Genomic DNA, 17866 nt, shown 5'->3' with positions numbered 1-17866 from the left:
CACCGCACGCGGCCCCCGCGACGCCGCGCAAGGGGCGTGCGAGGGCACGGGAGGTGCGCGGAAGGGCACGCAAGGGCGCGGAAAGCTTCCGGCCACCGGCCGCCGCCCGCTCCCACCCGCGTCACACGTTCGGGGGCTCCCCTTCGATCGGACGCCCGAGCACCCCGGGCCGCCGCTGCCAGGGCAACGGCCCGCCCGGCGGCCGGTAGTCCACGCCCAGCGCGTCCAGCCGCCGGTAGTGCCCGCCCATCCTGGCCTCGAAGCCCGCGTAGTCCCGCTCCCCCGGCTCCGGCAGCCGCGACCACACCACTTCCGCGAAGGCCGCCAGCCGCGGGAACACCTGGTAGTCGACCCGGCCCTGGTTCTCCATCACCTCGGTCCACACGTTGGCCTGCGCGCCCAGCACGCGGGACGCGGCCTGCGGCGACAGCTTCGGCGGCACCGGCTCGAAGCGGTACACGTCCTCCAGCGAGCGCACGTACCCGATCGGCACCGGCTCGCCGGGGCCGCCCGCCTGACGGTGGTCCAGGTACACCTGCTGCTCCGGGCACATCACCACGTCGTGCCCGGCCTCGGCGGCGGCGATCCCGCCCGCGTACCCGCGCCACGAGGACACCGCGGCCCCCGGCGCGAGCCCGCCCTCCAGGATCTCGTCCCATCCGATCAGCCGCCGCCCGCGCTCCGCGAGCCAGCCGTCGAAGTGCCGGATGAACCAGGACTGCAGCCCGTCCTCCCCGTCCACCCCCAACTCCCGGATCCGCTCCTGCGCGACCGCCGACGCCCGCCACTGCCCCTTGGGGCACTCGTCGCCGCCCACGTGCACGAACGGGGAGACGTCCGCCGGGAACAGTTCCAGCAGCTCCTCGAACACGCCCTCGTAGAAGCGCAGTACGGCCTCGGTCGGCGCGAGCACGTTCTCGTTGATCCCCCAGTCGTCCCACACCTCCAGCGCGGCGGTGTCCACGACGTCGGTGTTCCCCAGCTCCGGGTACGCGGCGATCGCGGCCTGCGAATGCCCCGGCACGTCGATCTCCGGGACCACCCGGACGTGCCGCTCGGCGGCGTACGCGACGATCTCGCGGATGTCGTCCTGCGTGTAGAAGCCGCCGTGCGGGGTCTCGTTCCACAGCGGCGAGGCCCGGTGCCCCCAGCGGCTGCGCGGCCGCCACGCGCCGACCTCGGTGAGCCGCGGGTGGCGCTTGATCTCGACCCGCCAGCCCTGGTCGTCCGTCAGGTGCAGGTGCAGCACGTTGAGCTTGTGCGCGGCGAGCAGGTCGATGTACCGCAGCACGCCGTCCTTCGGCATGAAGTGCCGGGCCACGTCGAGCATCATTCCGCGCCACCCGAACCGGGGCCCGTCCTGGACGCCTCCCACCGGCAGCCGCCAGTCGCGGCCCGGCGCGGTGGGCGCGCGCCGGTGGGCCTCGGGCCCGAGCAGCTGACGCAGCGTCTGCGCGGCGTAGAAGAGGCCCGCCGGGTCGGCGCCTTCGAGCAGCACCGACCGCTGCGTGACGTGCAGCTCGTACGACTCCGCGCCGACGCTCCGGGCGAGCTCGGGGCGGAGCACCAGCCGGATCACCGCGCGCTCGCCGTACGTCTCCCCCGCCGTCGGTGCGGGCAGCTCCCAGCCGGTGGCGGCGCCGAGCTCGCGGCGCAGCCAGCGGGCGGTGCCCTCGGCGCCGGGGCCGGCATCGAGCAGCGGATCGTCCAGCACGCACGTGCCGGCGTCGCGGGCGAATCGCGCGTACCGCGGTTCCGGAATCAATTCGGGCATGGCCTCGGCCCCTCCACCGTCCGGGCGTTGCAGGATGCGCAACGCTCGTTTCGCATGGCGCGCCTGGCGCCTGCGCTGCGGCAGACCCTAGCCCTCCCCCCGGGCACGGCAAAGGCCCCCTGAAGCGCACCAGCGCATCCGGGGGCCTTTGGTCCTGGCGAAGTCCTGCCGGGAACGGACCGAAGGTCCGGGCCGAACGGTCCGGACTACTTGCCGTCCTTGCCGCCCTTGTCCTTGTCCCCGCCGGGGCCCATCGACTCGTAGATCTCCTTGCACATGGGGCAGACCGGGTACTTCTTCGGGTCCCGGCCCGGCACCCAGACCTTGCCGCAGAGCGCGACGACGGGGGTCCCGTCGAGGGCGCTCGCCATGATCTTGTCCTTCTGGACGTAGTGGGCGAAGCGCTCGTGGTCGCCGTCGCCGTGGGACACCTGCGGCGTCGGCTCTACGAGGGTCCCCGTACCAGTCCCGCGCTCGGGCTCAAGAGTGCTCATAAAAGCCAGGGTACCGACCCCCGCGCGGGTCAGTTGAGCGACGGGTCGTCCGGATAGGTGGCGACCATCGCGAGCTCGCTGCGCTGGCGGCGCAGCACCGCGCGCCACAGCCTTTCCGGGTCCGGGAAGGACACGTCCCCGGGCTCGGACTCCACGACGTACCAGGCTCCGTCGCCGAGCTCGACCTCCAGCTGGCCCGGGCCCCAGCCCGAGTATCCGGCGAAGATCCGCAGCGAGCCCAGGGCCGCGGCGAGCAGCTCCGGCGGGGCCTCCAGGTCGACCAGGCCGATCGCCCCGTACACGCGGCGCCATCCGAGTGGTCCTTCCTCGCCCGGGATGACCGCCACCCCGAGGGCCGAGTCCAGGCCCACCGGGCCGCCCTGGAAGACGACCCCCGGATCGCCGGCCAGCGTCGCCCAGGGCAGCAGGATGTCGCCGACGCCCACGGGGGTGGGCCGGTTGAGGACCACGCCGAGCGAGCCCTGCTCGTCGTGGTCGAGCAGGAGCACCACCGCGCGGTCGAAGTTCGGATCCGCGAGGGCGGGGGTGGCCACGAGCAGCCGCCCTGTGAGGGAGGACACCTCGGTCATGCCGACATGATCTCGCACAATCGCCTTTCAGGGGGAGCGGGCGAAGGGATCGGATCGCACGCAGCTCAGGGCGCACGGCAGCAGGAAGGAGCGCGCGGCGCCGGTACGGGCGGAATGCGACACTCCGCCATGGGGCGGGCACTGAGGGTGTTGTGGCTAATTCATGACAGTCCTACGGCCGCGTCGGCCTTACGAACAAGGGGGTCCTGCCCCTTACCCTTTTCCCTGGCCCCCTGCCCACCCTCCTCTGGCTTCGCCGGGGGAGCCCCTCTCCGGAACGCGAGATTCATGACCGGCACAGACAGAGACGACGTACTACTTGTCCATGGCGGTACCCCGCTCGAGGGCGAGATCCGTGTCCGCGGTGCGAAGAACCTCGTGCCCAAGGCCATGGTCGCCGCTCTGCTCGGCAGCGGACCCAGCCGGCTCCGCAACGTTCCCGACATCCGCGACGTCCGGGTCGTGCGCGGGCTGCTCCAGCTGCACGGGGTGACCGTGCGCCCCGGCGAGGAGCCGGGCGAGCTGGTGCTCGACCCGACGCACGTCGAGAGCGCGAACGTTGCGGACATCGACGCGCACGCGGGCTCGTCGCGCATCCCGATCCTGTTCTGCGGCCCGCTGCTGCACCGCCTCGGCCACGCGTTCATCCCGGGCCTCGGCGGCTGCGACATCGGCGGCCGGCCGATCGACTTCCACTTCGACGTGCTCCGCCAGTTCGGCGCGACCATCGAGAAGCGCGAGGGCGGCCAGTACCTGGAGGCCCCGCAGCGCCTTCGCGGCTGCAAGATCCGCCTGCCCTACCCCTCGGTCGGCTCGACCGAACAGGTGCTGCTGACGGCCGTCCTGGCCGAGGGCGTCACCGAGCTCAGCAACGCCGCGGTGGAACCGGAGATCGAGGACCTCATCTGCGTCCTGCAGAAGATGGGCGCCATCATCTCCATGGACACCGACCGGACCATCCGGATCACCGGTGTGGACCGTCTCGGCGGCTACAACCACAAGGCGCTCCCGGACCGTCTGGAGGCCGCGTCCTGGGCTTCCGCGGCGCTCGCGACCGGCGGCAACATCTACGTGCGCGGCGCGCAGCAGCGCTCGATGATGACCTTCCTGAACACGTACCGCCGCGTCGGCGGCGCGTTCGAGATCGACGACGAGGGCATCCGCTTCTGGCACCCGGGCGGCCCGCTCAACGCGATCGCGCTCGAGACGGACGTGCACCCCGGCTTCCAGACCGACTGGCAGCAGCCGCTGGTGGTGGCCCTGACCCAGGCCGCGGGCCTCTCGATCGTCCACGAGACGGTCTACGAGTCCCGGCTGGGATTCACCTCGGCCCTCAACCAGATGGGTGCACACATCCAGCTGTACCGGGAGTGCCTGGGCGGCAGCGCCTGCCGCTTCGGCCAGCGCAACTTCCTGCACTCGGCGGTCGTCTCCGGCCCGACGAAGCTACAGGGCGCCGACCTGGTCATCCCCGACCTGCGCGGCGGTTTCTCGTACCTGATCGCGGCGCTGGCGGCCGAGGGCACCTCGCGGGTCCACGGCATCGACCTCATCAACCGCGGCTACGAGAACTTCATGGAGAAGCTCGTGGAGCTGGGAGCCAAGGTCGAGCTTCCGGGCGGCGACCTCGTCTGAGGCGCTTGCCGAGGCGTGTTCGAGGCGGGCGCCCCCGAGGGAGGCGCCCGCACCTCGCGCCGCCGGCCCCCAAGGGCCCGCCAAGGCCCTGCAAGGGCCCCTGGACAGGCCGAAGGGCGGCCACCCACCCGGGTGGCCGCCCTTCGGCGTTCTCTGCGTACTGCTGCCGTCCCGAGGGCCTTTGCGGCCCTCGGCACAAGGGCGGACTACTTGCCCTTGGCGGCTTCCTTGAGCTTGGAGCCCGCGGAGACCTTCACGCTGAAGCCGGCCGGGATCTGGATGGGGTCGCCGGTCTGCGGGTTGCGCGCGGTGCGAGCGGCACGGTGGGTGCGCTCGAAGGTCAGGAAGCCGGGGATGGTGACCTTCTCGTCGCCCTTGGCGACAATCTCGCCGACGGTCTCGGCGAGCGCGGCCAGAACGGCGTCGGCGTCCTTGCGGGTCACCTCGGCGCGCTCGGACAGAGCGGCCACCAGCTCACTGCGGTTCATGTTGTACTCCCGTGTTCAACTTGCCTTAGAGGCGTGAGATCGAAGCCGATGCTGCCAGGGCCCTCGGACAGTCCCCGGACCCGGGTCTGAACGTCAGACCCTCTCGCCCGGTTACGCATCCTGCCCCCACCAGCGGCGGGAAAGCCAATCCGGCACCCGCCAGGGTCACACGAAAAGCGCCACAGTCACGCCGCGGTGACGCTCCGTCCGCACTTGGTGGATGCGGACCGCGGACCTCGCGGGCATCCCCGCAACCCTAGAGGCGGCCCGGCGGGCCCGCATCTCGCGACGCGCCGGGATCGGCAAGCCGTGAGGGCCGTCACAGCGGCCCTCACGCCCCGTGCCGGACCCGGCGTCAGGTCGCCGAGGCGGCCTTGCGGACGGCTCCGGCGACCGCGCCGGCCACCTTGTCGTTGAAGACCGACGGGATGATGTAGTTCGCGTTCAGCTCGTCCTCGCCGACGACGTCCGCCAGCGCGCTCGCCGCGGCCAGCATCATGTCCGTGTTCACCGTGCGGGACTGGGCGTCCAGCAGGCCGCGGAAGACACCCGGGAAGACCAGCACGTTGTTGATCTGGTTCGGGAAGTCGGAGCGGCCGGTGGCCACGACGGCGGCGGTCTGGCGGGCGATGGCCGGGTCCACCTCGGGGTCCGGGTTCGCGAGCGCGAACACGATCGCGCCTTCCGCCATGGCGGCCACGTCCTCGCCGGACAGCACGTTGGGGGCCGAGACGCCGACGAACACGTCCGCGCCGACCACGGCCTCCTTCAGAGTGCCCGTGTAGCCCTCGGGGTTGGTGTTGTCGGCGATCCAGCGCAGCGGGGAGTCGAGGTCCGCGTCGACCAGGTCGGGGCGGTCCGCGTGCACGACACCGTGGATGTCGGCGCTGACGACGTTCTTGACGCCGGCCGCGAGGAGCAGCTTGAGGATGGCCGTACCGGCCGCGCCGGCGCCCGACATGACGACCTTGACGTCGCCAACTGCCTTGCCCACCACGCGAAGTGCGTTGGTGAGGGCGGCGAGGACGACGATGGCGGTGCCGTGCTGGTCGTCGTGGAAGACGGGGATGTCCAGGGCCTCGCGCAGGCGGGCCTCGATCTCGAAGCAGCGCGGCGCGGAGATGTCCTCGAGGTTGATGCCGGCGAAGCCCGGGGCGATCGCCTTGACGACGGCGACGATCTCGTCGGTGTCCTGGGTGTCCAGGCAGATCGGCCACGCGTCGATGCCGGCGAAGCGCTTGAAGAGGGCCGCCTTGCCCTCCATGACGGGCAGTGCGGCCATGGGGCCGATGTTGCCGAGGCCCAGGACGGCGGAGCCGTCCGTCACGACTGCGACGGAGTTGCGCTTGATGGTGAGGCGGCGCGCGTCCTCGGGGTTCTCGGCGATGGCCATGCACACGCGGGCGACGCCGGGGGTGTAGATCATCGAGAGGTCGTCGCGGTTGCGGATGGGGTGCTTGGACGCCATCTCGATCTTGCCGCCGAGGTGCATCAGGAAGGTTCGGTCGGAGACCTTGCCGAGGCTGACGCCCTCGATCCCCCGGAGCTTGCCGACGATCTCGTCGGCGTGCGCGGTGGAGGTCGCGGCGATGGTGACGTCGATACGGAGCTTCTCGTGACCGGAGGCGGTCACGTCGAGGCCGGTGACCGACCCACCGGAAGACTCCACGGCGGTGGTGAGCTGGGAGACCGCGGTTCCGCTCGCGGGCACTTCCAGGCGGACCGTCATCGAGTACGAGACGCTGGGCGCCGTTGCCATGGCCGTGTTCCTCTGTTCTGTCCCTGGTTCTTCTGTACACACAGGGTCCCGCTGCACGCCGGGTGCGGCAGGACCTGTTGTCCGATCGTCCCACCTACCAGCCAGTACAAGGTAACCAGCTACAAATTTCGGAAAGACACTTCCACCATACGAGATAGACGGGGGTGCGGGGAAGCGTAGCCGCGTACGAAAAAGGTCCGCGCCCCTCGGTGACCGAGGGGCGCGGACCTGTATGAACGTCTATGACACCGACCCGCCATGCTCGCCTCGCGGCAAGTGGTCGCTCTAAGCGACGAAGGTTGGGCCCGGGGGCTTGGATCGAGTCGGTGCCAGACCCAGGCTAACAAAGGATCGCCGGAAGCGATCCCCCTCCAGGGGCTTGACCTCGCCCCACCACGCCGTTGGCTGCGAGCCATCCGGTCGTACGGGGCGAGTTCGGCAGGACACCCCCTACGGCTTCAGCAGCGCGGGGACGCCCGCCGCGTCGGGCTCGTCGCGGCCCGTCGAGACCACCGTCAGCTGCTGCGTCGCGCGGGTGAGGGCCACGTACAGGACGCGCAGTCCCGCCGGGGACTCGTCCCCGATCTCGGCCGGGGAGACGACCACCGTGGCGTCGTACTCCAGACCCTTCGCCTCGAGGCTGCCGAGCGCCACCGCCCGCTCCCCCAGGTCCGCCAGCCAGCCCGCGGCCTCCGCGCGCCGGTCCATGGCCACGACCACGCCGACCGTGCCGTCCACCTGCTCCAGCAGCCGCCGGGTCTCCTCCCGGACCGCCGCGCGCAGATCGGCCCCGGCAGCCGTGAAGCGGGGCTCCAGGCCGGTGGAGCGGACCGCCGTCGGCGGCTCCATGCCCGGCATCGCCAGCCGCAGCACCCGCGCCGCGACCTCCGCGACCTCCGCCGGGTTGCGGTAGTTCACCGTCAGGGTGAACCGACGGCGGGGCCGGGACCCCAGGGCCTCGTCCCGCGCCGCGGCGGCCTCGTCCGGGTCCGTCCACGAGGACTGCGCCGGGTCGCCGACCACCGTCCACGTGCCGTGCCGGCCGCGGCGGCCCACCATCCGCCACTGCATCGGCGTCAGGTCCTGCGCCTCGTCCACGATCACGTGCGCGTACTCGGTGCGCTCCGCCGCGATCCGCTCCGCCCGCTCCCACTGGGTCTCCTCGCGGGTCGGCATCAGCTCCTCCAGCCCGCTGAGCTGGTCCAGCGGGTCGAGCTGCCGCTTGCGCTTGGGCCGCGCCGGCGCGCCGAGCAGCAGCTGGAGCTCGTCCAGCAGCGCCACGTCGTGCACCGACAGCGGACCCTTGCCGTCCGGGCCCACCCGGCGCAGCGAGCGCGCCAGCTGGCGGGTCTCGCGCGGGTTCAGGACCCGCCGCGACCAGCGCCCGAGCCTGCGCTCGTCGGCCATCGCGGCCAGCACCCCGCGCGGGGTCAGCTCGGGCCACCAGGCGTTCAGGAAGTCGATGAACGCGTCCTCGGTGGAGATGTCCTCGTCGAACGCGGAGCGCAGCTCGGCGGCGAGCTCCGGATCGCTGTGCCGGCCGGCCCCGCCGGAGCGCGCGTACAGGGCGTCGAGGAGCAGCTTGCGGGCACGCGGGCGCAGCAGGTTCACCGGCGCGGTGCCGCTGAGGACGTTCTGCCGGATCCGGTTCAGCTCGTCGGCCTCCAGCTCCTGGCGCCGCCCGAAGGCGACGACCCGCAGCCGCTCCGGGGCGCCTGCGAGCTCCAGTGCGCCCCGTACGGCCTTGTGGAGCACCTTGCGCATGCGGGAGGAGCCCTTGATCCGGGCCACGGCCGGTTCGTCGTACGTCGTCGCCTCCGCGCCGTCGACCAGCGAGCCGAGTGCCCGGATGGCGACCTGCCCCTCCTCGCCGAGGGAGGGCAGCACGCCCTCGGTGTACGCGACGAGCAGCGGGGTCGGCGAGACGATCAGGATGCCGCCGGAGTAGCGGCGCCGGTCCTGGTAGAGCAGGTAGGCGGCGCGGTGCAGGGCGACGGCGGTCTTGCCGGTGCCCGGCCCGCCGGCGACCTCGGCGACCGAGGCGGCGGGGGCCCGGATCACCATGTCCTGCTCGGCCTGGATGGAGGAGACGATGTCCCGCATCGAGTGCGTACGGGCCCGCCCGAGCGCGGCCATCAGGGCGCCGTCGCCGATGGCGGGCAGCTCCCGGCCGTCGAGGGACGCCGTGATCTCGGGGCGCATCAGGTCGTCCTCGACGCCGAGCACCTTGCGGCCCTTGGAGCGGATGACGCGGCGCCGCACGACCCGGCCGGGGTCCTTGGGCGTGGACCGGTAGAACGGCGCGGCGGCCGGCGCGCGCCAGTCGATGACCAGCGGCGCGTAGTCGGAGTCGAGCACGCCGATGCGCCCGATGTGGAGCGTCTCCGCGATGTCGGCGGTGAGATCCTCGCGGATCGCGTCGTCGGCCGGCTGGACGGAGGTGTACGCGCCGTCCGGGCCGCGCTCCCCGTCCTTGCCGAGGACCAGGTCGATCCGGCCGAAGAGGAAGTCCTCGAACTCGTTGTTCAACCGGTTCAGGTGGATGCCTGCCCGGAAGACCTGCGCGTCGCGCTCGGCGAGCGCGCCGGGCGTGCCGACCTGACCGCGTTTGGCGGCGTCGTTCATCAGGAACTCGGCCTCGTCGATCTTCTCCTCTAGGCGGCGGTACACCTGGTCCAGATGCGTCTGCTCGACCGCGATCTCCCGATCGCGGACGGAATCCGCCGTGCTGTCGACAGCGGCATTCTGCGCGGCCACCAAGGCCCCCTTCTGACGTGCATGGGCGACCGTCAACCGTACGCGAATCCGCACCCGGTCCGCACGCCCGTTCCGGTGACCGGGCGAAGATCACTTCCCGGCAGCTACCCGGGACGTGCCGCGAGGACCCTGCGGCGGTGCCGGGCGACCCGCTCGCGGTTGCCGCACAGCTCGCTGGAGCACCAGCGCCGCCGGTGCCCGCGCGAAGTGTCCAGGTAGACCCGGGTGCAGCCGTCCCCCTCGCAGGACCGCAGCAGGGCCCGCTCGCCGGGGTCGGTGAGCAGTTCCACCGCGTCCCGGGCGACGGCGGCGAGCAGCGCACCGCACTCCACCCCGCCGCACAACTCCCGCACGAGGTGACCCTCTTGGTCCTGTACGGCACACAGTCCCGGGGGTGGACCGGCGGCCAGCGCGTTGACCCGGGCCAGCGCGCCCTCGTCGGGACCGGCCCCGGCGAGCTCGGCCCGTACGAGGCTCCCCACGTCGCAGCGCAGCGCCCGGAAGGCCTCCACCCAGTCGGGGCCCACCCGCGCGATCGGCGTCCGGCCGGGCACGAGCCCGGCTCCGGCGAGCCACAGTCGCAGCTCGTCGCCGTCCTGGATCTCCTCGGCGCCCGCGGGGGCGGCGAAGGTGGCCACCAGGTCCAGGCAGACCCGCCCGGAGTCGAACCACATGCCCGTCACCGCCTCTTGCGCCGGACACCCCGTGGGGGCGTGCCTCTCAGAGTGCCGCGCGCGGCCTCGATGCGGAACCCCTCGTACGGGGGCCAGGGAGTCCCCTGGGCCCTGTCGTCAAAGTGGCGCCTGGCCCGCGACGCCCGGCACCGGCCTGACCGGCGCCACTTTGACGACACGACCTAGCGCGGCGGGTCGTCGTGCAGGAGCCGCTGGAAGAGGCGGTGGTCGCGCCAGGCGCCGTCGATGTGCAGGTAGCGGGGCGCGAGCCCGTACTGCGCGAACCCGGCCTTGGCCAGGACGCGCTGCGAGGCCACGTTGTCGACCAGGGTCCCGGCCTCGACGCGGTGCAGCCCGAGCTCGTCGCGGGCGATCCGGCAGACCTCCTCCAGGGCGGCGGTGGCCAGCCCCTTGCCGGTCCAGGCCTGGTCGACCCAGTAGCCGACGCCGCCGCTGCGGAAGGGCCCGAGGGAGATGCTGCCGAGGTTGATCGTCCCGACGGGCGCGCCGGTGGCGGCCTCGACGAGCACGTACGGCGCGAGGCGCCCGTCATGGCGCTCGGCGAGCAGCGCCTCGATACGGGCGACCTGGCCCTCCTTGGTGAAGAACACCTCGGACCGCCACGGCTCGAAGGGCGCCATGTACGCCCGGTTCCGCGTCAGCACGTCGGCCAGCCCCCCGGCATCCCCGACCTCGACGCCCCGCATCTCCACCCCGTCAATGATCACCAGAACAAGCTAGCGAACCCCGCCCGCCAATCCCAGCCCCGCCGGCGTTCGAGGCGCCGGGGGCACCTCCCGGCGGTAGCCGGGGGAGGTCCGGGGCGGAGCCCCGGCAGCGGCGCCGCACCCCACCCCGGTCAACCGGCGGAGCCAGTGGCACACTCACCCGCATCCAGCGCCAGCCGGTACCCCCTCTTCACCACCGTCTGGATGAGGTTCGGCACGCCCAGCGCCCCCCGCAACCGCGCCATCGCCGTCTCCACGGCATGCTCGTCCCGCCCCGCCCCCGGCAGCACCCGCAGCAGCTCCGGCCGCGCCACCACCCACCCCGGCCTGCGCGCCAGCGCCCGCAGCAGGGCCATCCCCGCCGGCGGCACCGGCCGCAGCTCCGCGTCCACGAGCACCCCGTGCCCCCGGATCTCCACCCGGTGCCCGGCCACCGGCAGCACCCGGGCCCGCCCCGGCAGCTCCTGGCACAGCAGCTGCACGAGCGGGCCCAGCCGGAACCGCTCCGGCTGCACGGTGTCCACCCCGCGCGCCTGCAGCGGCAGCGCGGTCACCGGCCCGACGCACGCCGACAGCACGTCCCCCCGCAGCCCCGCGAGCACCGCGTCCGCCATCCCCCGCTGCCCCGCCCGGGACAGCAGCGAGGCGGCCGCCGGAGCCGAGGTGAAGCTCACCGCGTCGACCCCGCCGCAGGCCACCGCGTCCAGCAGCCGGTCCAGGGGGCCGAGGTCCTCCGGGGCCATCCACCGGTACACCGGGACCACGACCACGTCGGCCCCGCCGGCCCGCAGCGCCTCGACGAATCCGGGCAGCGGTTCCCCGTGCAGCTGGAGCGCGATGCGCCGCCCGGCGACCCCGGCGGTGAGCATCCGGTCGAGCACCTCGGCGAGGGACTCCGACTCCGGGGACCAGGTCTCCACCAGCCCGGCGGCCCGGACGGCGCCCTTCACCTTCGGTCCGCGCGCCAGCAGTTCGGCGGCCCGCAGCCGTACGAGCAGCTCCTCGCCGATGCCCCACCCGTCGGCGGCCTCGATCCACCCGCGGAATCCGATCGCGGTGGTGGCGACCACCGTGTCCGGCGCGCAGTGGATCAGCTCCTTGGTGGCGGCGAGCAGTTCGCTGTCGTCGGCCAGCGGCACGATCCGCAGGGCCGGGGCGTGCAGAACGGTGGCGCCCCGCCGGCGCAGCAGGGCGATGAGTTCGTCCGCCCGCCGGGCTGCGGTGACTCCCACGGTGAATCCCGCCAGCGGGCCCGCCGTCGGGGCGGTGCCGGTGTGCGTGTCGTCCATGGTGACCTGCCTTGCCCAGTGGGTCGGTATCACATCCGCGATCACGTGTCGCGTGAACGGGACCGAGCCTGTCAAGTCGGCATGTCAGGCTCGGTTCCGTCGTATTTCGTGTCCGTAAACCGCCGTTACACCGAAGTGAGCTGCGGCTTCGCCTCCGCCCCGGCCGCCGGGAGCGCCGCGGGGGCGGGCCGGCGAAGGTATACCGCCCACGTCACCGCGCAGCAGGCCGCGTAGAAGCCGAGGAAGGTGACGAAGGCGGCCGTCCCGGACCCGGAGGTCGAGAACGCCTCCCGGAACACCAGGTTGATGCCGAGTCCGCCGAGTGCGCCCACCGCGCCGATGAGCCCCATGGCGGCCCCGGACAGCCGGCGCCCGTATGCGGCCGCGGCTTCGGCGTCCATGCCCCGCGCCAGCCCCTTGGCCTGGAAGATGCCGGGGATCATCTTGTACGTGGAGCCGTTGCCCAGCCCGCTCAGCACGAACAGCGCCACGAATCCGACGAGGAAGACGGACAGCGACTTCTGGCCGGAGGCGTAGACGACGACCCCGGTCGCGGCGGCCATCGCCACGAACGTCGCGAGGGTGATCCGCGCCCCGCCGAACCGGTCGGCGAGGGCGCCGCCGACGGGCCGGATCAGCGAGCCGAGCAGCGGCCCGATGAAGGTGAGCGAGGCGGCCTGCAGCGGGGTGCGGCCGAACTGCGTCTGGAGCACGAGCCCGAAGGCGAAGCTGTAGCCGATGAAGGACCCGAAGGTGCCGATGTAGAGGAAGGCCATGATCCAGGTGTGGGCGTCCCGGGCCGCCTCGCGGACGGCGCCCGCGTCGTTGCGTACGGGAGCCAGGTTGTCCATGCGCAGCAGGGCCAGCGCGGCCGCGGCCACGATCAGCGGCAGGTAGACCGCCAGCAGCAGCCTCGGGTGGCCGGCCCCGGCGGTGCCGATGACCAGCAGGGCGATGAGCTGCACCACGGGCACGCCGATGTTGCCGCCGCCCGCGTTCAGGCCGAGCGCCCAGCCCTTCTTGCGCAGCGGGAAGAAGGCGTTGATGTTGGTCATGGAGGAGGCGAAGTTCCCGCCGCCCACGCCCGTCAGGGCGGCCACCGCCAGGAAGGTCCCGTACGAGGTCCCGGGCTCCATGACGACCAGTGCGGCCACCGTCGGCGCGAGCAGCAGCAGGGCGCTGACGACGGTCCAGTTCCGGCCGCCGAACCGGGCGACGGCGAAGGTGTACGGCACCCGCACGAGGGCGCCCACGAAGGTCGCGGTCGCGATGAGGAAGAACTTCCCGGCCGGGTCGATCCCGTACGCGGGTCCCATGAACAGGACCATCACCGACCACAGGGACCAGATGGAGAAACCGATGTGCTCGGAGAGCACGGAGTAGAGCAGGTTCCGGCGGGCGATGCGCTCCCCGGACTCCTTCCAGAACGTCTCGTCCTCGGGTTCCCACCGCTCGATCCAGCGGCCCCCCTTGCGCGGTGCGGTCGTACTGGTCATCACACGCCTCCACAGCTGTCGCGTCCGTGGTGACGACCGTAGGAACGGCGCGTTTCGGCCCCGGTCCCCGGCGGATGACCGGTGGGAAACCTTGCACTCACCCGCCGCCGGGGGCGCCTGTGAGCGCGGCGGGGCGCCAGCTCGCCGGGGGCACGTCCAGCCAGCCGCGCTCGGCGGCGATCCCGGCCGCGGCCTGGTGCAGCGCGTCGAGCCCGGGGTGGCTGAAGCCCTTGCGCCAGACCATCGACAGCGGGGACAGCGGCAGCGGCTCGACCAGCGGCCGTTTCACGCACCCCGGCAGGTCGAGGAAGTCCACGGTGACCAGCACCGGATTGCGGGTCTTGGCCATGACCCGGCGGAACTCCTCCTTCCCCATCGCCACGGGTGCGGGCGGCGCCAGGGCGATCCCGCGCCCGGCGAACAGTTCGCGGGCGAGCCCGGTCCACTCCAGGGTCCGCGGATTGCCGGCCCCCGCGTACACGGTCTCCCCGGCCAGCGCATCGAGCGGTACCTCGGCCCGCGCGGCCAGCGGATGCCCGTCGGGCAGCAGCACCGCGAGCGGCTCGTACCGTACGGGCCGGTGCGCGAGGCGGGCCCGCAGCGCCGGGTCCAGCCCGTGGGCGTACCCGAAGGACACGTCGAGGCGCCCGGCGGCGACCTCGGCGGCGGCGTACGTAAGCCCGCTCTCGAAGCGGGCCATCAGCTCGCAGTCCGGGGCGATTTCCCGGGCCCGCTCGAGCACCGTACGGGCGGTGCTCGGCCCGTCGGTGTTCAGATCCACGAGCAGCGGCCGGGGGCCTGCGGAGGCGAAGGCGGCGGCGAGCGCCTCGTGCGCGGCCAGCACCCGCCGGGCCAGGGGCAGCAGCCGCTCCCCGTCGGCGGTCAGCTCGACGGCGCGGGTCGTCCGTACGAACAGCACTGCGCCCAGGGCGGCTTCGAGCCGCCGTACGTCCCGGCTGAGCGCCTGCTGGGCGACGTACAGGCGGGCTGCGGCGCGGGTGAAGTGCAGCTCCTCGGCCACGGCGACGAACCCGCGCAGCAGCCGGGGTTCCACATCACGGGGATTCACCCGAGGAGACTAACAACGGAAGCGGGTGAATGGCCCCGGAACAGGTGTTGGACGCCCGGGCACTCCGCGCCGGAGCCTTGGATCATGCCGCAGACCACCTCCGCCCCACTGATGACCGTGACCGGTTCGACCCTCGTCATTGCCCCCGCCCCGCGCCGGCGGGCGGCCCGCGCGCCGGGCCCGTACGGGCGCCTGTTCACCCTCCCCGGGACCCGCGCCTTCACCGCCGGGAACCTCATCGCCCGCCTGCCGATGGGCATGTTCGGCATCAGCGCGGTCATGATGATCGCCGGCCAGCGCGGCTCGTACGCCCTCGCCGGCGCGGTCACCGCCACCGGGCTGGCCGCCACCGCGCTAGTCGCGCCGTGGACCGCCCGCCTGGTCGACCGGTACGGCCAGGCCCGGATCGCCGTCCCGGCGACGCTGATCGCGGTGCTCGGCTCGGTGGCGCTGATGCTCTGCGTCCGTACGCAGGCCCCCGCCTGGACGCTGTTCGCCTCCTACGCCGCCACCGCGACCACCCCCAACATCGGCGGCATGTCCCGGGCCCGCTGGACCCACCTGCTGCGCGACTCCCCCGCCGCACACCACACGGCGATGTCCTTCGAGCAGGCCGCGGACGAGCTCTGCTTCATGTTCGGCCCGGTGGTGGCGGCATTCCTCTGCTCGGCCGTCTTCCCGGAGGCGGGCACCCTCACGGCGGCCGCCCTCCTGCTCACGGGCATGCTGCTGTTCACGTCCCAACGCGCCACGGAGCCCCCGGTGTCGGCGCCCGGCCACGGCGCCTCCCCGCTCCGCGCGGTCCGCCCCCTCCTGGTGCTCTTCGTTCCGCTGGGCGTGGTGTTCGGCTCGATGGAGGTCACGTCGATCGCCCACCTCGATGCCCACGGCCTGGGCGCCGCCACCGGCCTGGTCCTGGCCCTCCAGGCGGCGGGCTCCTGCGCGGCCGGCCTGCTCTACGGAGCCTTCCGCCCGCGCAGCCTGCGGACCTGCCTGATCACCCTGTGCGCCGCGATGGCCCTCCCCTGGGCGGCCGCCGCGAGCGGCTCGCTCGCCCTCCTGGCCCTCGCCCTGCTCCTGGCGGGCATGGCCACGGCTCCGACGATGGTCACGGCGATGTCCCGCATTCACGCGGTCACCCCGGAGGGCCGCCTCAACGAGGGCATGACCCTGGCGGTCACCGCCATCTTCGCGGGCATCTCGCTGGGCTCGGCCACGGCAGGCACCCTGATCGACCACCTGGGCCCGACGACCCCCTACGCCCTCCCGGCCGCGGCGGCCCTCCTGGCCCTCGCCGTCGGCATTGCGGGCACCCGAGCCTCTCGTGGGCGCTTGGGGTGAGCCGGCCTCACTGCCAGAAGATCTCTTCCACAACGATCTGCGGGTCTTCGACTCGGGGCACGAACGTGAACCGCAACCAGCCCCTTCCCCGGTCGAAGGAGAGGATGTGCGGGCCCTTCGGGCGGCTGGACCTGGCCGGTTCGAGGAAGAAGCCCTCCGGCAATTCGTCCTGGGGAACGTACGGATTCCTGGCGGTGACCAAGTCGGCCATGCCGTCCCTGATCTTCTTCCGCACTTCCTCGGGAAGGGCATCACGGTAGGCGGACGCCGCCTCCACCCAGTCCGCTTGCCAAGGTGGCCCCATGAAGTCGTCCGTCACTGGCCGGGCTCCACCTGGCGAGCATTACGGCGGATGTGCCCGGCCTCTTCGAGGAGCGCCTTGGCGCGATCGATGTCGGTGGCCTCGGCGGCCTCCTCCTCCAGGCGGCGCACCTCTTGGTCCAGCAGCGGGTCGCGGGCGATGGCGTACTCGCCCCACCATCGGGCCATGAAGGCGGGAACGGGTGCGATGTCGTACGCATCCGCGATGTCCCGCTTCCAGTGCGCGTCGAAGTCCGGAAGGAGCTCGGGCGCATGCTGGGCGATGGCTTCGCGCAAGGCCCTGGGGGTCCTCTCCGGCATGGGCGGGACGCCCGGTTCGCCCACGGCAGCGGTGGTCATACGTGCCCCTCCTCCGTCTTGCACGGCTGGCCCGCCCATCAGGGAGCGCTCCTTTTGCAGCGTATCGCCATTCCAGGGCAGGCCGGCGGCTTACGGCATGACGAAGGCCCCGCAGCCTGACGGCTGCGGGGCCTTCGCCCACATGGGATGAGTGGAGATGGCGGGAATCGAACCCGCGTCCAACGGTGCAGAAGCAGGGCTTCTCCGAGCGCATTCCGCTGCGCTTTTCTCGGCCCCGGAGATCACACGGACAAGTCTCCGACGGGCTCAGTCACTGTTTGATTTCCCTCCAACCCCCGTGACCGGGGCTAGAGGTTTAGATCCCTAATTGACGCCAGGATCCGGACCGGGACCACTTCCGGGCTGACGCTCCTCACAGAGGCTTCAGCTCACTGTTATTAGGCAGCGAGGGTGAAGCGGGAGTTATCGCTCTTGGAGTTGGCGATTATTTTTTGCGACATGTGGTTAGCGAGATCATTGCCGCTTCCTCGGCTCGCTTCCCCTGCATCGACATCCGCTGTCGAAACCGATCATCCCCATGTTTTTTTAACAAGCTGCTCCACCCCGGGGGGCGGTGCTGACGCCATGGTACGCGAAGTGGACCACGGGATGCCAGGAGATTACAGCTGACCGCGCTCCTTGCGCTTCACGGCCGAGATGACCCGGTTCGTCTCGCGCGTGTCCTGCTTCTCGCGCAGGGCCTGGCGCTTGTCGTACTCCTTCTTGCCCTTCGCCAGCGCGATCTCGACCTTCGCCCGGCCGTCCTTGAAGTACAGCGAGAGCGGCACGATCGTGTTGCCCGTCTCGCCGGTCTTCGAGTCCAGCTTGTCGATCTCCTCGCGGTGCAGGAGGAGCTTGCGCTTGCGGCGGGCGCTGTGGTTGGTCCAGGTGCCCTGGCTGTACTCCGGCACGTGCACGTTGTAGAGCCAGGCCTCGCCGCTCTCCACCGACACGAAGCCGTCCACCAGCGAGGCACGGCCCTGGCGCAGGGACTTGACCTCGGTACCCGTGAGCACGAGGCCGCACTCGTAGGTGTCGATGATCGTGTAGTCGTGCCGCGCCTTCTTGTTCTGGGCGATCAGCTTGCGCCCTTTTTCCTTAGCCATAGTGCG

At 72.2% G+C, this 17866-nt stretch carries 16 protein-coding genes and 1 other RNA gene; 2 read left to right on the top strand and 15 right to left on the bottom strand.

What is annotated here, in order from left to right:
- Positions 1-121 precede the first annotated feature (121 nt).
- The 3 genes from OHT74_RS24045 to OHT74_RS24035 form a co-directional block, all read right to left on the bottom strand.
- Positions 122-1774, bottom strand: coding sequence for a beta-N-acetylhexosaminidase (locus OHT74_RS24045; RefSeq protein WP_328621345.1), 1653 nt, complete (start codon positions 1772-1774; stop codon positions 122-124).
- Between the two features lie 206 nt (positions 1775-1980).
- Positions 1981-2268 (bottom strand): DUF3039 domain-containing protein, encoded by a 288-nt coding sequence (locus OHT74_RS24040; RefSeq protein ID WP_266666594.1) that lies wholly within the window; start codon positions 2266-2268, stop codon positions 1981-1983.
- Between the two features lie 29 nt (positions 2269-2297).
- Positions 2298-2858, bottom strand: a complete 561-nt coding sequence (locus OHT74_RS24035) for a YqgE/AlgH family protein (protein WP_053784881.1) — start codon at positions 2856-2858, stop codon at positions 2298-2300.
- 288 nt (positions 2859-3146) lie between these two features.
- Here OHT74_RS24035 and murA point away from each other — a divergent pair, with 288 nt between their 5' ends.
- On the top strand, positions 3147-4493 hold the full coding sequence (murA, locus tag OHT74_RS24030; protein ID WP_053691036.1) for a UDP-N-acetylglucosamine 1-carboxyvinyltransferase: 1347 nt from the start codon (positions 3147-3149) through the stop codon (positions 4491-4493).
- Positions 4494-4699: 206 nt separating this feature from the next.
- Here the strand turns inward: murA and OHT74_RS24025 are convergent, their stop codons facing one another.
- The 8 genes from OHT74_RS24025 to OHT74_RS23990 all read right to left on the bottom strand — a co-directional run bounded on the left by OHT74_RS24025 (position 4700) and on the right by OHT74_RS23990 (position 14753).
- Positions 4700-4981: an HU family DNA-binding protein gene (locus tag OHT74_RS24025; protein WP_030161324.1), complete on the bottom strand. Its 282-nt coding sequence runs from the start codon at positions 4979-4981 to the stop codon at positions 4700-4702.
- 355 nt (positions 4982-5336) lie between these two features.
- Positions 5337-6740 (bottom strand): NAD-dependent malic enzyme, encoded by a 1404-nt coding sequence (locus tag OHT74_RS24020; RefSeq protein WP_266666590.1) that lies wholly within the window; start codon positions 6738-6740, stop codon positions 5337-5339.
- A gap of 450 nt (positions 6741-7190) precedes the next feature.
- Positions 7191-9497 (bottom strand): HelD family protein, encoded by a 2307-nt coding sequence (locus OHT74_RS24015; protein ID WP_328621344.1) that lies wholly within the window; start codon positions 9495-9497, stop codon positions 7191-7193.
- Between the two features lie 104 nt (positions 9498-9601).
- Entirely contained in the window at positions 9602-10171 is a 570-nt protein-coding gene (locus OHT74_RS24010; RefSeq protein ID WP_266666586.1) for a CGNR zinc finger domain-containing protein, read from the bottom strand.
- 182 nt (positions 10172-10353) lie between these two features.
- Positions 10354-10878 (bottom strand): GNAT family N-acetyltransferase, encoded by a 525-nt coding sequence (locus OHT74_RS24005; RefSeq protein ID WP_328623379.1) that lies wholly within the window; start codon positions 10876-10878, stop codon positions 10354-10356.
- A gap of 152 nt (positions 10879-11030) precedes the next feature.
- Positions 11031-12188, bottom strand: coding sequence for a uroporphyrinogen-III synthase (locus tag OHT74_RS24000; protein ID WP_266666584.1), 1158 nt, complete (start codon positions 12186-12188; stop codon positions 11031-11033).
- A gap of 125 nt (positions 12189-12313) precedes the next feature.
- Positions 12314-13684, bottom strand: coding sequence for a nitrate/nitrite transporter (locus OHT74_RS23995; RefSeq protein WP_266994781.1), 1371 nt, complete (start codon positions 13682-13684; stop codon positions 12314-12316).
- 97 nt (positions 13685-13781) lie between these two features.
- The gene (locus OHT74_RS23990; protein WP_328621343.1) at positions 13782-14753 is read right to left on the bottom strand and encodes a LysR family transcriptional regulator; all 972 of its coding nucleotides are present in this window, start codon (positions 14751-14753) and stop codon (positions 13782-13784) included.
- Between the two features lie 84 nt (positions 14754-14837).
- On the opposite strand from OHT74_RS23990, the gene OHT74_RS23985 reads away from it, so the two are divergent.
- A complete protein-coding gene (locus tag OHT74_RS23985) occupies positions 14838-16094 on the top strand; it encodes an MFS transporter (RefSeq protein WP_328621342.1) in 1257 nt (418 codons plus the stop codon).
- A gap of 7 nt (positions 16095-16101) precedes the next feature.
- Here the strand turns inward: OHT74_RS23985 and OHT74_RS23980 are convergent, their stop codons facing one another.
- The 4 genes from OHT74_RS23980 to smpB all read right to left on the bottom strand — a co-directional run bounded on the left by OHT74_RS23980 (position 16102) and on the right by smpB (position 17860).
- Positions 16102-16413 (bottom strand): hypothetical protein, encoded by a 312-nt coding sequence (locus OHT74_RS23980; protein WP_266994787.1) that lies wholly within the window; start codon positions 16411-16413, stop codon positions 16102-16104.
- Positions 16410-16754 (bottom strand): hypothetical protein, encoded by a 345-nt coding sequence (locus OHT74_RS23975; RefSeq protein ID WP_328621341.1) that lies wholly within the window; start codon positions 16752-16754, stop codon positions 16410-16412. Before OHT74_RS23975 ends, OHT74_RS23980 begins: the two co-directional genes overlap by 4 nt.
- Positions 16755-16903: 149 nt before the next feature.
- Positions 16904-17292: a transfer-messenger RNA gene (gene ssrA, locus OHT74_RS23970) on the bottom strand.
- 82 nt (positions 17293-17374) lie between these two features.
- Positions 17375-17860: an SsrA-binding protein SmpB gene (smpB, locus tag OHT74_RS23965; protein ID WP_030161337.1), complete on the bottom strand. Its 486-nt coding sequence runs from the start codon at positions 17858-17860 to the stop codon at positions 17375-17377.
- Positions 17861-17866 lie beyond the last annotated feature (6 nt).

Source organism: Streptomyces sp. NBC_00354 (genome assembly GCF_036106915.1).
Lineage (GTDB): Bacteria > Actinomycetota > Actinomycetes > Streptomycetales > Streptomycetaceae > Streptomyces.
The sequence above is the reverse complement of the archived record's forward strand: the minus strand, read 5'-3'. Positions and strand labels throughout refer to the sequence as shown.

Coding starts and splice junctions, on each gene's coding strand:
- OHT74_RS24040 (WP_266666594.1), bottom strand. CDS start 2,268: ATGAGCACTCTTGAGCCCGAGCGCGGGACTGGTACGGGGACCCTCGTA.
- OHT74_RS23995 (WP_266994781.1), bottom strand. CDS start 13,684: ATGACCAGTACGACCGCACCGCGCAAGGGGGGCCGCTGGATCGAGCGG.
- OHT74_RS24020 (WP_266666590.1), bottom strand. CDS start 6,740: ATGGCAACGGCGCCCAGCGTCTCGTACTCGATGACGGTCCGCCTGGAA.
- OHT74_RS24025 (WP_030161324.1), bottom strand. CDS start 4,981: ATGAACCGCAGTGAGCTGGTGGCCGCTCTGTCCGAGCGCGCCGAGGTG.
- OHT74_RS24045 (WP_328621345.1), bottom strand. CDS start 1,774: ATGCCCGAATTGATTCCGGAACCGCGGTACGCGCGATTCGCCCGCGAC.
- OHT74_RS23975 (WP_328621341.1), bottom strand. CDS start 16,754: ATGACCACCGCTGCCGTGGGCGAACCGGGCGTCCCGCCCATGCCGGAG.
- OHT74_RS24035 (WP_053784881.1), bottom strand. CDS start 2,858: ATGACCGAGGTGTCCTCCCTCACAGGGCGGCTGCTCGTGGCCACCCCC.
- OHT74_RS23985 (WP_328621342.1), top strand. CDS start 14,838: ATGCCGCAGACCACCTCCGCCCCACTGATGACCGTGACCGGTTCGACC.
- smpB (WP_030161337.1), bottom strand. CDS start 17,860: ATGGCTAAGGAAAAAGGGCGCAAGCTGATCGCCCAGAACAAGAAGGCG.
- OHT74_RS24000 (WP_266666584.1), bottom strand. CDS start 12,188: ATGGACGACACGCACACCGGCACCGCCCCGACGGCGGGCCCGCTGGCG.
- OHT74_RS24005 (WP_328623379.1), bottom strand. CDS start 10,878: ATGCGGGGCGTCGAGGTCGGGGATGCCGGGGGGCTGGCCGACGTGCTG.
- murA (WP_053691036.1), top strand. CDS start 3,147: ATGACCGGCACAGACAGAGACGACGTACTACTTGTCCATGGCGGTACC.
- OHT74_RS24010 (WP_266666586.1), bottom strand. CDS start 10,171: ATGTGGTTCGACTCCGGGCGGGTCTGCCTGGACCTGGTGGCCACCTTC.